Source organism: Serratia sp. BIGb0234 (assembly GCF_024809915.1).
GTDB lineage: Bacteria > Pseudomonadota > Gammaproteobacteria > Enterobacterales > Enterobacteriaceae > Serratia > Serratia liquefaciens.
On the sequence record NZ_JANUEI010000002.1, the window covers coordinates 672926 to 688439 of the forward strand.

The 15514-nt window shown below is 54.5% G+C and carries 13 protein-coding genes; 10 read left to right on the forward strand and 3 right to left on the reverse strand.

The genetic code is table 11. From position 1 onward, the window contains the following. The first annotated feature begins 6 nt into the window (after positions 1-6). Positions 7-579, forward strand: a complete 573-nt coding sequence (gene yeiP / locus M2407_RS10180; protein WP_020827769.1) for an elongation factor P-like protein YeiP — start codon at positions 7-9, stop codon at positions 577-579. A 38-nt stretch (positions 580-617) separates the two neighbouring features. On the opposite strand, the gene uxuA is transcribed toward yeiP, so the two are convergent. Beyond that, entirely contained in the window at positions 618-1808 is a 1191-nt protein-coding gene (uxuA, locus tag M2407_RS10185; RefSeq protein WP_020827770.1) for a mannonate dehydratase, read from the reverse strand. Between the two features lie 336 nt (positions 1809-2144). Between uxuA and M2407_RS10190 the strand changes: the two genes are divergently transcribed. Beyond that, a complete protein-coding gene (locus M2407_RS10190; protein ID WP_129940884.1) occupies positions 2145-3626 on the forward strand; it encodes a mannitol dehydrogenase family protein in 1482 nt (493 codons plus the stop codon). Between the two features lie 66 nt (positions 3627-3692). Here the strand turns inward: M2407_RS10190 and M2407_RS10195 are convergent, their stop codons facing one another. Then, a complete protein-coding gene (locus tag M2407_RS10195) occupies positions 3693-4001 on the reverse strand; it encodes a type 1 fimbrial protein (protein WP_041414761.1) in 309 nt (102 codons plus the stop codon). Positions 4002-4318: 317 nt separating this feature from the next. Here M2407_RS10195 and M2407_RS10200 point away from each other — a divergent pair, with 317 nt between their 5' ends. The 8 genes from M2407_RS10200 (at position 4319) to yejF (ending at position 14592) form a co-directional block, all read left to right on the forward strand. Continuing rightward, positions 4319-5293, forward strand: a complete 975-nt coding sequence (locus tag M2407_RS10200) for a GTP-binding protein (RefSeq protein WP_020827773.1) — start codon at positions 4319-4321, stop codon at positions 5291-5293. Positions 5294-5345: 52 nt separating this feature from the next. Beyond that, positions 5346-6050, forward strand: coding sequence for a phosphatase PAP2 family protein (locus M2407_RS10205; protein ID WP_020827774.1), 705 nt, complete (start codon positions 5346-5348; stop codon positions 6048-6050). 415 nt (positions 6051-6465) lie between these two features. Further along, the gene (mepS, locus tag M2407_RS10210; protein WP_041414762.1) at positions 6466-7041 is read left to right on the forward strand and encodes a bifunctional murein DD-endopeptidase/murein LD-carboxypeptidase; all 576 of its coding nucleotides are present in this window, start codon (positions 6466-6468) and stop codon (positions 7039-7041) included. Between the two features lie 345 nt (positions 7042-7386). Then, positions 7387-8973: a cyclic di-GMP phosphodiesterase gene (locus M2407_RS10215; RefSeq protein WP_046373088.1), complete on the forward strand. Its 1587-nt coding sequence runs from the start codon at positions 7387-7389 to the stop codon at positions 8971-8973. A gap of 89 nt (positions 8974-9062) precedes the next feature. Further along, complete coding sequence (locus M2407_RS10220) at positions 9063-10871, forward strand: extracellular solute-binding protein (protein ID WP_048759236.1); 1809 nt, start codon at positions 9063-9065, stop codon at positions 10869-10871. A gap of 10 nt (positions 10872-10881) precedes the next feature. Next, on the forward strand, positions 10882-11976 hold the full coding sequence (locus M2407_RS10225; RefSeq protein WP_129983407.1) for a microcin C ABC transporter permease YejB: 1095 nt from the start codon (positions 10882-10884) through the stop codon (positions 11974-11976). Then, positions 11973-12998, forward strand: a complete 1026-nt coding sequence (locus M2407_RS10230; protein ID WP_020827779.1) for an ABC transporter permease — start codon at positions 11973-11975, stop codon at positions 12996-12998. The genes M2407_RS10225 and M2407_RS10230 overlap by 4 nt, the downstream gene beginning before the upstream one ends. A 1-nt stretch (position 12999) precedes the next feature. Then, positions 13000-14592: a microcin C ABC transporter ATP-binding protein YejF gene (gene yejF, locus M2407_RS10235; protein WP_259217904.1), complete on the forward strand. Its 1593-nt coding sequence runs from the start codon at positions 13000-13002 to the stop codon at positions 14590-14592. 9 nt (positions 14593-14601) lie between these two features. Here the strand turns inward: yejF and M2407_RS10240 are convergent, their stop codons facing one another. Beyond that, positions 14602-14946, reverse strand: a complete 345-nt coding sequence (locus M2407_RS10240; RefSeq protein WP_048759243.1) for a YejG family protein — start codon at positions 14944-14946, stop codon at positions 14602-14604. Between the last annotated feature and the right edge of the window lie 568 nt (positions 14947-15514).

A 15514-nucleotide genomic window follows, 5' to 3' on the forward strand; every position in this document is an offset into this window, starting at 1 on the left:
TTTTATATGGCAAAAGCTAACGAAATTAAGCGCGGCATGGCGATCAACTACAACGGCAAACTGCTGCTGGTGAAAGACATTGATGTGCAAAGCCCAAGCGCGCGCGGCGCCAGCACCTTGTACAAAATGCGCTTCTCTGACGTCCGCACCGGGCTGAAGGTTGAAGAGCGTTTCAAGGGCGACGATATTCTGGACACCATTAGCCTGTCACGCCGCAAGGTGAACTTCTCTTATATCGACGGCGAAGAATACGTATTTATGGATGACGAGGATTACACCCCGTATATCTTTAAGAAAGACCAGATCGAAGATGAACTGCTGTTTATTCCTGAAGGCGGTCTGCCGGGCATGCAGGTACTGACCCTGGATGGCCAGGTGTTGGCGCTGGAACTGCCGCAGACCGTGGATATGGAAATTGTCGACACCGCCCCGGGCATCAAAGGTGCCTCTGCCAGTGCCCGCAACAAGCCGGCCACCATGGCGACTGGCCTGACCATTCAGGTACCGGAATACCTCAGCGCCGGTGACAAAATCCGCATTCATATTGCCGAGCGCCGCTACATGAGCCGCGCTGACTAGTCGATATTCTGGGGCCTGTATGGCCCCTTTTTAATGGCTTAAGGCAAATCCGGGAAGAAGCGGCGTTTAAGCGCCAGCTCCACCCCGCGCAGTTCCGCCAACCCCTTCAAACGACCAATCGCCGAGTAGCCCGGGTTGGTTTTTTTCTTCAGATCGTCCAGCATCTGGTGCCCATGGTCGGGACGCATCGGGATCGGCCGGCGATCGCCTGCCTGATGGCGCCGTTGCTCCTCAGTGAGGATCGCCTCGATCACCGCCACCATGTCCACGTCGCCTTGCAGATGCGCACCCTCATGGAAACTTTTCGGGTTTTCTTCGCGACAGGTAGCACGTAAATGGGTGAAGTGGATGCGATCGCCGAAGGTTTCGATCATCCGCACCAGATCGTTATCCGCCCGTACGCCGTAAGAGCCGGTGCACATGGTGAAGCCGTTATACCGGCTGTCGACCGTTTGCTTGAACCACTGCATATCCTCAATGGTAGAGACGATGCGCGGCAACCCCAAAATCGGCCGCGGCGGATCGTCCGGATGCACTGCCAAACGCACGCCAACCTCCTCCGCCACCGGCACAATGGCACGCAGGAACACCGCCATATTCTCTCGCAGCTGCGCCTTGTCGATCCCATCGTACTCCGCCAGGCGAGCGCGGAATTGATCGAGGGTATAGCCCTCTTCGGCCCCCGGTAATCCGGCGATAATATTGCCGGTCAGCTTGGCAACCTCCGCCTCGTTCATCGCGGAAAAATAGGTTGCAGCCTGCTCCTGTTCTTGCGGCGTGTAATCCTGCTCTGCGCCAGCGCGTTGCAGGATATGCAGATCAAAAGCCGCGAAGGCGGTCTGATCGAAACGCAACGCTTTCGACCCGTCCGGCAGTAAATACTCCAGATCGGTGCGCGTCCAGTCCAGGATCGGCATAAAGTTGTAGCACACGGTGTCGATGCCGCAGGCCGCGAGGTTACGCAGCGATTGCTGATAGTTAGCGATATGCTGCCGGTAATGGCCGCTGTGGGTTTTGATCTCCTCATGCACCGGGATACTTTCCACCACCGACCACACCAAGCCTTTCTCCGCCAATAGGGCCTGACGGGCCTTGATCTCTTCGACCGGCCACACCTCGCCATTCGGGATATGGTGCAAGGCGGTGACGACGCCAGTGGCGCCGGCCTGGCGCACATCATCAAGAGAGACCGGATCGTTCGGCCCATACCAACGCCATGTTTGTTCCATTATTTATCCTTGTAAAAATTGCCCAGTATCGCGGAAGTGATAAAGATCGCCCTGCTCCAGCCATCTTGTTATACCAAAATAAAATAGATATCGGTTATCTTTCACCTTACTCTTTCGCCAATTGCTGTCAAAAGTGAAACCGCGATTGGTTGATCCACTTCACGGATCTGGCTTATTTTGCACGCGCACATGTAATTAGTGCGCTTACAGCCTTACACTGGCGGCAGAAAATTCGTGCAGCCCCGGCAGAAGGAGTGCCGTATTCTGCACAAAAAAACTGGTCTGATAACTTTTAAAGTTAACCGCCAACACATCTACTCAGCCTTGGAGCTTTGCATGAAGACTATCGCCAACACGCCGCTTCCGGATGCCGTCCAGCAGCCAGGTTACGATCGCAGCGCATTACAGAGCCGCATGGTGCACATTGGATTTGGCGCCTTTCACCGTGCCCACCAGGCGCTACTGACCGATCGAGTGTTGAATCGTCAGGGCGGCGACTGGGGGATCTGCGAAATCAGCCTGTTCGGCGGTGATAATTTGTTCCGGACGCTGCGCCAGCAGGACCATCTTTACAGCGTGCTGGAAAAAGGCGCGGCGAGTAATCAGGCTATCGTGATCGGTGCGGTGCATGAGAGCGTACACCGCAAGCTGGAAGGGATTGGCGCCGTATTGGAAAAGCTGGCGGAGCCACAGGTGGCGATTGTCTCGATGACCATTACCGAAAAAGGCTATTGCATTGAACCCGGCAGCGGAAAACTGGATCTTCAACATCAGGCGATCCGCGCCGATCTGGCGAATCCCGGCGAGCCTTCCACCGTGCCGGGGATCCTGGTGGAAGCGCTGCGCCTGCGTCTGGAACGTGGGCTGCCCGCCTTTACCCTGCTCTCTTGCGATAACATCCCGGAAAACGGCCACGTGCTGCGTAACGCGATCGTCGGTTTGGCTCAAGCGCGTGACGGCGCGCTGGCCGACTGGATTGCCCGCGAGGTGAGCTTCCCCAGCACCATGGTAGACCGTATCGTTCCCGCCGCTACGCCAGAGACGCTGGATGAAGTGGCTGAGGCGCTCGGCGGCGTTCGTGATGAATGCGCCATCGCCTGCGAACCCTTTATCCAGTGGGTCGTTGAGGATAACTTTGTCGCCGGCCGCCCGGCCTGGGAACGGGCCGGTGCGCAGTTGGTCAATGACGTGCTGCCTTTTGAGCAGATGAAACTGCGCATGCTGAACGGCAGCCACTCTTTCCTGGCCTATCTCGGGTATCTTGGGGGCTATCAGTACATCAACGACTGTATGGGCGATGAGTCTTATCGCCGCGCCGCACTCCACCTGATGCTGGCTGAACAGGCGCCGACGCTGAACGTTAGCGGTATCGATTTGCCCGCCTATGCAGCACAGCTGATTGAGCGCTACAGCAACCCGGCGTTGCAACACCGTACCTGGCAAATCGCCATGGACGGCACGCAAAAATTACCGCAGCGTATGCTGGACTCGGTGCGTTGGCATCTGCAGCATGGCGGCAGCTATGCCGGTCTGGCTCTCGGGGTAGCGGGCTGGATGCGCTATGTCGGCGGCGTGGATGATGCCGGGCAGCCAATAGACATTCGCGATCCGTTATTGGCTACGCTGCAACAGACAGTGGCTTCAACGCCGGATGATGAACAACGGGTAAAAGGCCTGTTGGGTCTAACGGCTATTTTTGGTGAGCAATTGGCGGCCAACGAGGAATTTGTCACGGCGGTCACCCGCGCCTACTTGTCATTACGCGATCGCGGTGCGCGTCAAACGGTGCAAAACTGGGTGTCGACTCAGTTGGCTTAGCCATTGAACAAGAAGTAAAGCGGGGAAAATGACGATGCCGGATATCATCCGGCATCGCCGAACGACTTAACGATAAACTACCGTCATCACTGCAAGTTTTTTCTGTTGATCCACCCACTTCATTTCGGTCGAACCTAAATTCAGCGGCAGTTCTTTGCGTGTAGCATCAAATTTCGACAGGGCCTGTTGGTCTTGATAGTGCTGCCCATTTCGGTAACATTGCGTATTGGCCGTTGAAGCGGTAACTTTCACCGTACAGGGGCTTTCCACAATAGATCCGACAAAACGAATAACTCCGCCAGTGGTTCCTGCATGACTTACTGCCGTCCATGAAAACAACATTCCTGCGATCAAAAATAACCGAAAGACATTCATGGCAACCTCATTTTTTGTTAAGCCAATTTAAACATAGAGGATCTTCTTAGGAATAATCGCAAGGTAAGGGCATTTATTTGGCGGGTAATCGGGCAATTAACAAAGTTAAAACAAGCTACTAACAACTATTTCCCTTAGGTAATATCCGGTTTTTGCTGGGATTTTTCCTAATAATGACCGCCATTTGGTTGCTTTAAAATGACGTATCGCAATCTGTCGGATTTGTGACTTAACGCAGGGAGAGCAGCGCCATCCTGCCTGGTGAAGTAGAATGGCCAAACTATTGCCCTTAAATTCATTAACATCAGGAATAATTAATGACTAAAACTAACCTGATCACCGGTTTTCTCGGCAGCGGCAAAACCACCACCATCCGCCATTTGCTGGCTAACAAGCCGGAACATGAACGCTGGGCGGTGCTGGTGAATGAGTTCGGTGAAATTGGCATCGACGGCGCGCTGCTGGCTGACAGCGGCGCAGTGTTGAAGGAGATCCCCGGTGGCTGCATGTGTTGCGTGAACGGGCTGCCGATGCAGGTTGGGCTGAACATGTTGCTGCAACAAAACAAGCCTGATCGCTTGCTGATCGAACCCACCGGGCTCGGTCATCCGAAACAGATCCTGTCATTGCTGACGCAAGACAGTTACGCCGGTTGGATCGATCTGCAAGCCACGCTGTGCCTGTTGGATGCACGCCAACTCAGCGAACCGCGCTACCGCGACAACGAAAACTTCCGCGATCAACTGGCGGCCGCCGACATTATTCTGGCCAGCAAAAGCGACACCTATCAGCCGCAAGATCTGATGGCCCTGCAGCAATGGATGGAACAGGATGGCCACCAGCGTCCGCTTTATCATATTGAACGCGGTCAGGCCGATGTCGCGTGGCTCGACCAACCTCGCACTAATCGTACAGAATTACCCGATGCACAACATCATCATAGTCATGCCAAAACGCAGGGCCTGGCCGCATTGCGACTGCCGGAAACTTCCCGCTGGCGTCGAGCGCTCAACCAGGGCCAGGGTTTTAACAGCTGTGGTTGGATTTTTGACGCCGATACGGTGTTCGACACCGTTGGCATTATGGAATGGATACGTCTGGCGCCGGTCGAACGCGCCAAAGGTGTGGTACGTATTGCTGAAGGTACACTTTTAATCAACCGTCAGGGGCAAGATCTCAATATCGAAACGCGCCCTGTTACACCGCTGGACAGCCGAATTGAACTGATTCACAGCGAGAATGCGGACTGGAACGCGTTGCAATCCAAGCTGTTTAGTATTCGTTTAAGTTGAGATCTTTACCGTTAATGCCCTTTTACTCTTTAGACAGACTACAGGTTATGCCATGACTCGCCGCAACTTACCCCTCATCATTTTCTTCAATATATTGGGCATTGTGCTGTTCTTGTCCTGGTTCCTGCCGGCGAATCACGGTTATTGGTTTACTCTGGATTCGGAAATTTTCTTCTTCTTTAATCGTCATCTGGCTACCGATCCCGGTTTTTTACATCTGGTGGCTATCACCAATAACCGCGCCTTTGACGTCATTTCGCTGCTGGCCATGGGGTTGTTGTACCTGTGCTTTTACCTGCAGCAGGATGGCGCCGGGCGTCGCCGCTTGTTGATTACCGGCGTTGTTATGCTGCTGACCGCCGTGGTGCTGAACCAGCTTGGGCATTTACTGCCGGTCAAACACCCTAGCCCGTCGCTGAGCTTTGAGAATATCAACCGCGTCAGCGAACTGACCGGTATTCCGACTAAAGACGCCTCAGGCGACAGCTTCCCCGGCGATCACGGCATGATGCTGATGATATTTTCCTGCTTTATGTTGCGTTACTTCAACCGTCGCGCATTCGCCGTCGCGCTGCTGATTACGGTGGTATTTTCATTGCCGCGCGTGATGATTGGTGCCCACTGGTTTACCGATATTGCCGTCGGCTCGCTGTCGGTGGTGCTGGTTGGCGCCAGTTGGTGTCTGATGACGCCGTTTAGCGATGTGCTGATCCGGGGTCTGAATCGCCTGCTACCCGGTAAACACCGTCCAGCATAGTCATAACTATTGGTTATGATCCCCAGGAGGCCCGCCGGCCTCCTGATTATTTCCCCACCGCATTCCGTTTATTTCTCCATCATCGCGTTAACGCTTTCGCCACCTGATTTCACGCAAAACCAACACAACGGACAATCAGCGTTTTTTATATGAAGATTTACATTATGTTACATCACAAATTCATATAAAAAAGGGTGGAAAAAGGCTCGCAATCCCCAATTCGTTACGGTAATCTCGGATGCGTTTGTGCCTGGTTTAACCTGACTCAGCTTCAAATCCACTAAAAATGTGCGTTCCAGCACGTTTTAAGAGGTAACTGATTGTCGTTAAAACAGCTGCAGATTAGTCTCGTTCCGTTTGGCATTTTTCAGGTAGCGACTGACGTCGTTAAGGACTTCAAGGGAAAACAATAACAATGGTCAAATCTCAACCGTTTCTGAGATATTTTTTGCGGGTAGTACCTGCAATTGCCGCAGCGGTAATGCTCTCCGCGTGCAGCACGACTCACACTTCGAACTTGAATAACGCACAAACTGAGATGCGTGCAGTTAATGACAAAGACGGTCTTTTACTGCAAGCCTCTCAGGATGAATTCGAAGCAATGGTCCGTAACGTTGACGTCAAGTCAAAGATTATGGATCAGTATGCAGACTGGAAAGGCGTTCGCTACCGTTTAGGCGGTGAAACCAAGCGCGGCATCGATTGCTCAGCGTTTGTACAGCGTACTTTCCGCGAACAGTTTGGCATGGACTTACCGCGTTCGACCTACGAACAGGAAGACATGGGCAAGAAAATCTTGCGCACCAAACTGCGTCCTGGCGATCTGGTGCTGTTCCGCGCCGGCTCAACCGGGCGCCACGTCGGCATCTATTTAGGTAACGATCAATTCGTTCATGCCTCTACCAGCAACGGCGTGATGATTTCGAAACTGAGCGATAACTACTGGAATAAGCGTTATCGCGAAGCCCGCCGGGTGCTTACCAGCAGCTGACGGCGCATGACCTGATTGTCCTGAATACCAAACGAGCGATAGAACGCTGCCTTCGGGCAGCGTTTTTTTTTGCACCGCTGTCTGCTCCGGATTGAGATCTTATTATCCGTTCGCAGCGCTTTACCCCTACCCCAGTATTTCGCGATATTATTTGTAGGAAACTACGCACCGATGAAAAACTCACCTATTATCGTCAAATGGGATAATGGTAGTCATGCCTGATTTAAACGATTAACAACCGTTAAATAATCGATGAATAATGACTGCAACAGCGCCGTTGGGATATATTACGCAGTCACTCTATAACAAAAACAAATTGATACGCCGTGCTCAGGGGGCAGGTTTATGGGCTTGAAAAGGGCATTTGCACGCCACGTCTCTCACAGACGACGCAGTTTGGCTAAAAGCGCCATCGTAGCCCTGGTCTTTTTTATCCTGTTCATGGCGATTACACTCTCTCTGATTGACCACCAGCGCACGCAATATCAACATCGGGTCGAGCAACGCACGCAAAAATTCACAGCCGATACGCTTAATGATCTGACAACCATCATGCAGCAGTTAATGCCGCTGATTGACCGCCCCTGTTCTGCCAGCCAACCGGATATTACTTACCAGGCTGCTTTCCATTCCGGCGTACGCACTTTTATGCTGGTAAAAAATGGCTTTGCCTATTGCTCTTCGGCCACCGGCGAAATGATGCTGGCGCTGAAAAACATCTATCCGGAGATTGACCCGCATCAGTCGTTGGATCTCAAATTGCAGCAGGGAACGCCGCTGGTACCGGGGAAACCGGCAGTAGCCGTCTGGTTACGTCAACCAGGAAAAGAAGACACCGGTGTGCTGGCGACGCTGGATATCGCGCTTATGCCCTATCAGTTGTTTACCTCTCGCCCGGAGCGGGCACCGGCGATTGCTATTATCCTGGGCGATCGTGCGCTGACCAGCTTTAGTCCGAATTTAATGCCGGTGAACCAGTTACCGAACGAGAAAGCCGATCGCATCTCTATCGCCGGCACGCCGATGACCATTCTGTTTTATAACCAAAAGCTGACGCCCAACGATATCCGCCTGACCCTGATGGGCAGCCTGGTACTGTCATTAATGATCGGCGTGCTCTGCTATTACATGCTGTTGCTGCGCCAGAGCCCGGAACGCGCCCTGATGCGCGGTATCAAGCGCAACGAATTCTTTATCGAATATCAGCCGGTGTTCCATACCCAAAGCGGCACCATCGGCGGGCTGGAAGCCTTGATCCGCTGGCAGCATCCGATTGAAGGCCGCATCCCGCCGGATCTGTTTATTCCCTATGCCGAAAGCGAAGGGCTGATTGTGCCGCTAACGCGCCATCTGTTCCGCCTGATTGCCGAAGATGCACCCAAGCTGGCGACGGCGCTACCGCAGGGGGCCAAGCTCGGTCTGAACATCTCCCCTTCCCACCTTAGCGCCCCCTCCTTCCATCACGACGTGTATGAATTGCTGGCGCAACTGCCGGGCGATTACTTTACGTTGGTCTTTGAGATTACCGAGCGTGGCATGGTGGAAGAAGGCAATGCGCTGGCGGAGTTCGACTGGCTGCACCAGCAGGGCATCGAGATCGCCATTGATGATTTCGGTACCGGCCACAGCGCGCTGATCTATCTGGAACGCTTTAGCATGGATTATCTGAAAATAGATCGTGGTTTCGTTAACTCCATCGGCCAGGACACGGTCACCGCCCCGGTCCTGGACGCGGTGATTTCGCTGGCGAAAAAGCTGAAGATGCAAACCGTAGCGGAAGGCGTAGAAACCGCAGAACAGGTGAGCTTTCTGCAGGAACAGGACGTGAATTTCATGCAGGGATATTATTACAGCAGACCACTGAGCATCGACAACTTCGTGGCCTTCTGCAATGCCCATACCGTGATGGATCATCAGGCGCTAAAGGGCTGATCTTTTAACTTCTTTACCCTGCGGCACGGCGGCAAATGTTATGCTGGCCGCAGGCTTAATTGACTTTACAGCAGGAGCTTACCGTCAAGATGTCCGTGCGCGTTTTTGCTGCCCTGGTGCTCTCAGCACTGAGTTTCGGTCTGCAGGCTGAAACCCTCAATGAAAGCTATGCTTTCGCCCAGCTCGGTGAGCCCAAGTACTCCACCGATTTTAGCCATTACGACTACGTTAACCCGGCGGCGCCCAAAGGTGGCGATGTGCGGCTGGCAGCGATCGGCACCTATGATAACTTCAACCGCTACGCCCCCCGCGGCGTGCCCGGCGAACGCACCGACGCATTGTATGACTCTCTGTTTACTACCTCGGACGATGAAATAGGCAGCTACTACCCGCTGATTGCCGAATCTGCCCGCTTCCCGGCCGACATGCGCTGGGTAGAGATCGATATCAACGCCCGCGCCCGCTTCCACGATAGCACGCCCATCACCGCCGCCGACGTGGCCTTCACCTTTAACAAGTTTATGACCGAGGGCGTACCGCAGTTTCGCGTCGCTTACAAAGGCATTACGGTCAAGGCTATCTCACGTCTGACGGTTCGTATCGAATTCCCGCAGCCGGATAAAGACAAACTGCTGGGGCTGTTTAGCCTCCCCATATTGCCGCAAAGCTTCTGGAAAGATCACAAGTTGAATGAACCCCTGAGCACGCCGCCGCTCAGCAGCGGGCCATACAAGATTGCCAGCTACCGGCTAGGCCAATATATTACCTATCAGCGCGTGCGAGATTATTGGGCGGCTAACCTGCCGGTTAACCGTGGCCGTTTTAACTTCGACAGCATCCGCTACGACTACTACCTGGACGATAAAGTTGCGCTGGAAGCCTTTAAGGCCGGTGCCTATGACTTCCGCATTGAAGGCTCGCCAAAAAACTGGGCAACCCAGTACCAAGGGGGCAATTTCGCCCGCAACTATATAATCAAACAGGACGAAACCAACCAGTCGGCGCAAAATACCCGCTGGATGGCCTTCAACATGAGACGCCCGCTGTTTGCCGACCCCAAGGTTCGCGAGGCGATCACGCTGGCGTTTGATTTTGACTGGATGAACAAGGCGCTGTATTACAATGCCTATCAACGCACCAACAGCTATTTCCAAAATACGCCTTACGCAGCCAGCGGTTATCCTGACGCGGCTGAATTGGCGCTGCTGGCACCGCTGAAGGGCAAGGTACCGGCGGAAGTCTTCACCAGTATCTACCAGCCACCGTCCTCCGACAGCAGCGGCAACGATCGCCAGAACCTGCTGAAAGCCACGCAGTTGCTGAACCAGGCCGGCTGGGAAGTGAAAAACCAGCGGTTGGTGAACAGTAAAACCGGCCAGCCCTTCAGCTTCGAACTGATGCTGCTGAGCGGCAGCAACTTCCAGTACGTATTGCCGTTCCAGCACAACCTGAAACGGCTGGGCATTGATATGCAGATCCGTGAGATCGACATATCCCAGTTCACTAAGCGTATGCGAGACGGTGATTTCGACATGATGCCGACGGTCTATTTGGCTATGCCCTTCCCAAGCTCCAGCCTTGAGACGCTTTGGGATTCCAAATACATCAACTCCAGTTGGAATACCCCCGGCGTCACCGATCCGGCCGTCGACAGCCTGGTCAGGCAGATCGCCGCGCACCAGGGCGACGAGAAAGCCCTGCTGCCGCTGGGCAGGGCGTTGGATCGGGTACTGACCTGGAACAGGTACATGCTGCCGATGTGGTATTCCAATCACGATCGCTACGCGTACTGGGACAAATTCTCCACGCCGCCTATCCGCCCGGCCTATGTGATCGGCTTCGATAACTGGTGGTTTGACGTCAATAAGGCGGCGCGTTTGCCGACTCAACAACAATAAGGAATCTGCGATGGCGGCTTATTTAATTCGCAGACTGCTGCTGATTATCCCCACCCTGTGGGCGATCATCACCATTAACTTTTTTATCGTGCAAATTGCGCCCGGTGGCCCGGTCGATCAGGCCATCGCCACTATCGAAATGGGCCAGAGCGGCGGCTTCGGCGGCGGCGGAACAGGCGACGGTCTGGGACATGCGCGCACCGGCGTTGCCAGTGCCACGGATAGTCAATACCGCGGCTCCCGCGGGTTGGATCCGGAAGTGATCGCCGAAATCACCAAACGCTATGGCTTCGACAAGCCGCTGCACGAGCGCTATTTCACCATGTTGTGGAATTACATGCGCCTCGACTTCGGCGACAGCCTGTTCCGCGGCGCGTCGGTGATGCAGCTGGTCGGTCATAGCCTGCCAGTCTCCATTACGCTGGGGCTGTGGAGTACGCTGATCATTTACCTGGTGTCGATCCCGCTGGGGATCCGCAAAGCCGTACATAACGGCAGCGCCTTCGACACCTGGAGCAGCACCCTGATTATCATCGGTTACGCCATTCCCGCTTTTCTGTTCGCCATTCTGATGATTGTGCTGTTCGCCGGCGGTAGCTATCTCGACTGGTTCCCGCTGCGTGGTCTGGTTTCCAGCAATTTCGATACCCTGCCGTGGTACAGCAAAATCACCGACTACCTGTGGCATATCACCCTGCCCGTTCTGGCGACGGTGATTGGCGGTTTCGCCACCCTGACCATGCTGACCAAGAATTCGTTCCTCGACGAGATCCGCAAACAGTACGTGGTTACCGCCCGCGCCAAAGGGTTGGACGAGAACAAAATCCTTTATCGCCACGTGTTTCGCAATGCCATGCTGCTGGTGATCGCCGGCTTCCCGGCGACCTTTGTCAGCATGTTTTTCACCGGTTCTTTACTGATCGAGGTGATGTTCTCGCTTAACGGGCTGGGCCTGTTGGGCTATGACGCCACGCTGCAGCGCGATTATCCGGTGATGTTCGGCACGCTGTATATCTTCACCCTGATTGGCCTGCTGTTGAATATTCTCAGCGATATCACCTATACCCTGGTCGATCCGCGTATTGATTTCGAGGCCCGCCAATGAGCCGCTTAAGCCCAATTAACCAGGCGCGCTGGGCACGTTTTCGCAGCAACCGCCGCGGCTACTGGTCGCTGTGGATTTTTCTGGTGCTGTTTGTCCTCAGCCTGGGGGCCAACCTGATCGCCAACGACAGACCACTGCTGGTGCGCTACGAAGGACGCCTGTATCTGCCGTTCATCATCGACTACAGCGAGACCACCTTCGGCGGCGAGCTGAACACCGCCACCGACTATCAGGATCCCTTCGTAAAAAAACAGATCGACAGCCACGGCTGGGCGGTTTGGCCGCCGATCCGCTTCAGTTACGACACCATCAATTTCGCTACCGAAGTGCCCTTCCCCTCCGCGCCTTCACGCCACAATCTGTTGGGCACCGACGGCAACGGCAGCGACGTGCTGGCCCGCGTGCTGTATGGCTTTCGTATTTCGATGCTGTTCGGGCTGGCGTTGACGCTGTTCTCCAGCGTGATTGGCGTTTGCGTCGGTGCCGTACAGGGCTACTACGGCGGGCGCATAGACCTGTGGGGCCAGCGCTTTATCGAGGTGTGGTCGGGCATGCCGACGCTGTTTTTGATCATTTTGTTGTCGAGCATCGTACAACCCAATTTCTGGTGGCTGCTCGGCATCACCATTTTATTCGGCTGGATGAGTCTGGTGGGCGTGGTGCGCGCGGAGTTCTTGCGTACCCGCAACTACGACTATATCCGTGCCGCACGCGCCATGGGGGTGCAGGATCGGGTCATTATGTATCGCCATATGCTGCCCAATGCGATGGTGGCGATGCTGACTTTCTTGCCGTTTATTCTGTGCGGCTCCATCACGACCCTGACCTCGCTCGACTTCCTGGGCTTCGGCCTGCCGATAGGCTCCCCGTCGCTCGGCGAACTGTTGTTGCAGGGCAAGAACAACCTTCAGGCGCCGTGGCTCGGCATCACCGCTTTCCTGGTGCTGGCGGTGCTGCTGTCTTTACTCATCTTTATCGGCGAAGCGGTACGCGACGCCTTTGACCCCAGCAAGGCGCATTAATATGGCTAGCACTCCTCTGCTTTCAATTCAGGATCTCGGCGTGGCTTTTCGTCAGGGAGAGGTATTGAACCCGGTGGTCAACGGCCTTTCGCTGCAGATCGAAAAGGCAGAGACGCTGGCGTTGGTGGGTGAGTCCGGTTCAGGCAAAAGCGTCACTGCGCTGTCGATATTGCGCCTGCTGCCCTCGCCTCCGGTGGTCTATACCGCCGGCGATATCCAGTTCAACGGCAATTCGCTGCTGCATGCGCCAGAGGGCGAGCTGCGCAAGGTGCGCGGCAACCAGATTTCGATGATATTCCAGGAGCCGATGGTGTCGCTCAATCCGCTGCACACCATTGAAAAACAGCTGGCCGAAGTACTGGCGCTGCATCGCGGCATGCGGCGCGACGTCGCACGCGGCGAGATCATCCAATGCCTGGATCGCGTCGGTATCCGCAATGCCAAAGGACGGTTGAAAGACTATCCGCATCAGCTTTCCGGCGGCGAGCGGCAGCGGGTGATGATCGCCATGGCGGTGCTGACCCAGCCCAAATTGCTGATCGCGGATGAACCCACCACCGCGCTTGATGTGACTATCCAGGCGCAAATTCTGCTGCTGCTGAAGGAGCTGAAGCAGGAAATGGGCATGGGGCTGCTGTTTATCACCCACAACCTGAATATTGTGCGTCGCCTGGCGGACAACGTGGCGGTGATGCGCCAGGGCCAATGCGTTGAGCAGAACGACCGTGTCCGCCTGTTTAGCCAGCCACAGCATCCTTACACCCAGCAATTGCTGGCGGCGGAGAACGTGGGCGATCCGCTGCCATTGCCGGCGGATGCCGCTCCGCTGCTGAAGGTGGAAAACCTGCAGGTCAGCTTCCCAATCAAGCGCGGTTTGCTGCGCCGCACGGTCGGTCATCATTATGCACTGAAGGATTTGAGTTTTGAGCTGAAGGCCGGGGAAAGCGTTGGGCTGGTAGGAGAATCAGGTTCGGGGAAAAGCACCACCGGGCTGGCGCTATTGCGTCTGCTGAGTGCCAAAGGCGCTATGTGGTTTAACGGCCAGCCGCTGCACCAGTTCAGCATGAAGCAAATGCTGCCGTACCGCAGCCAGATGCAGATTGTGTTCCAGGATCCTTTCTCGGCGCTGAACCCTCGGCTGAACGTGCTGCAAATTATTGCCGAAGGTCTGGAAGTACACCAGAAACTGAGTGCCGAGCAGCGAGAACAGCGGGTGATCGAGGTATTGCAAGAAGTGGGATTGGATCCTGCTTTGCGCCACCGTTACCCTACCGAGTTTTCCGGCGGCCAACGCCAACGTATCGCCATCGCACGTGCGCTGATTTTACAACCGCAGTTGCTGATCCTGGATGAGCCAACCTCGTCGCTGGACAAATCGGTGCAGGCGCAAATCCTGACGTTGCTGAAATCACTGCAACAACGCCATCGGCTGGCCTATCTGTTTATCAGCCACGATTTACAGGTAGTGCGTTCGCTGTGTCATCAGGTCATTGTATTGCGACAGGGAGAGGTGGTTGAGCAAGGCGATTGTCAGACGATCTTTAACTCGCCCGCCGCCGCTTATACGCAGCAGCTGTTGCAGTTGGCGGACTAGCGGCGGGAGTCAGAAAGGGTATTGCGCACTCATGGGTTCGGCGATAGCGGCACCGACGTTTTTGAGCCGGCACAGGGTGGTACTTTCGTCACAGCGTTGCACAAACAGGCAAGGCTCCCCTTCCCACTCCACGATGGCGCAGTCGACCTGAATCTCCTGCAAAGACAGATTAAGCTGCTGCATGACCTGCCAGGCGTCAGCCCCTTCATGGCTGAGCAGTTTCAGGCCAATCAGGTTGTTATCTTCGTCTATTCCGCTGATCGGAATCGGTTCGACCTTGACGCCGGTAGAGCCTGATAGCCAACGATAACTTTGCGGCAAGCGATGCACTACCGAAAGTTGGATACTTTCCACATGAAATCCCTAGTTTGAAAAATGAAACGCTTTTAACCTGACAGGGTAACTAAGTTATAGCCGCTGCGTCCCGACTCTGCCGCCCATGAATGTTATTTAAATGTAAATAATGTCACAGGCAGTTAACTTACCCCTGCGCTTACTGATGTCCTGCCGTTTTTCAGACACTCTGCGTTGTCGTTTCACAGCATTTTGCGACTCAGCTCGCATTTTTGCGTTATATGTAACCCTTTCCCGCCGCAATCTCAACTCTTTTTTCTCTCAATGCGGTTACTTTTCGCTCTTTATAATTTTACATTGTGGAAACATTTAACTTCTTGACGCCGAGGTCAACCTTAAGTTAATGCCTTGATTATCAATGCCCCTAACCTAAACACCCGCCGATTTCCCCTCAAACTCCGGAGTGTAAATACCCGCCGCCGCTTGCCACAGGCAGAGCAATTTATTTAACAAAAAGCACACAGCATAAACGGCAACCTGTTGATTGGCGCGTGGAGGCTTAGCAATAAACCGACTGACGTCATTGAAGTTCAGGGAGGCAAAACGGAAGGTGCAACCCACTCAGGCC

Excerpts from the sequence above, each read along its gene's own strand:
- M2407_RS10215 (WP_046373088.1), top strand. The coding sequence starts at position 7,387 with ATGGGCTTGAAAAGGGCATTTGCACGCCACGTCTCTCACAGACGACGC.
- M2407_RS10195 (WP_041414761.1), bottom strand. The coding sequence starts at position 4,001 with ATGAATGTCTTTCGGTTATTTTTGATCGCAGGAATGTTGTTTTCATGG.
- M2407_RS10190 (WP_129940884.1), top strand. The coding sequence starts at position 2,145 with ATGAAGACTATCGCCAACACGCCGCTTCCGGATGCCGTCCAGCAGCCA.
- M2407_RS10200 (WP_020827773.1), top strand. The coding sequence starts at position 4,319 with ATGACTAAAACTAACCTGATCACCGGTTTTCTCGGCAGCGGCAAAACC.
- yejF (WP_259217904.1), top strand. The coding sequence starts at position 13,000 with ATGGCTAGCACTCCTCTGCTTTCAATTCAGGATCTCGGCGTGGCTTTT.
- mepS (WP_041414762.1), top strand. The coding sequence starts at position 6,466 with ATGGTCAAATCTCAACCGTTTCTGAGATATTTTTTGCGGGTAGTACCT.
- yeiP (WP_020827769.1), top strand. The coding sequence starts at position 7 with ATGGCAAAAGCTAACGAAATTAAGCGCGGCATGGCGATCAACTACAAC.
- M2407_RS10225 (WP_129983407.1), top strand. The coding sequence starts at position 10,882 with ATGGCGGCTTATTTAATTCGCAGACTGCTGCTGATTATCCCCACCCTG.
- M2407_RS10220 (WP_048759236.1), top strand. The coding sequence starts at position 9,063 with ATGTCCGTGCGCGTTTTTGCTGCCCTGGTGCTCTCAGCACTGAGTTTC.
- M2407_RS10230 (WP_020827779.1), top strand. The coding sequence starts at position 11,973 with ATGAGCCGCTTAAGCCCAATTAACCAGGCGCGCTGGGCACGTTTTCGC.
- uxuA (WP_020827770.1), bottom strand. The coding sequence starts at position 1,808 with ATGGAACAAACATGGCGTTGGTATGGGCCGAACGATCCGGTCTCTCTT.
- M2407_RS10205 (WP_020827774.1), top strand. The coding sequence starts at position 5,346 with ATGACTCGCCGCAACTTACCCCTCATCATTTTCTTCAATATATTGGGC.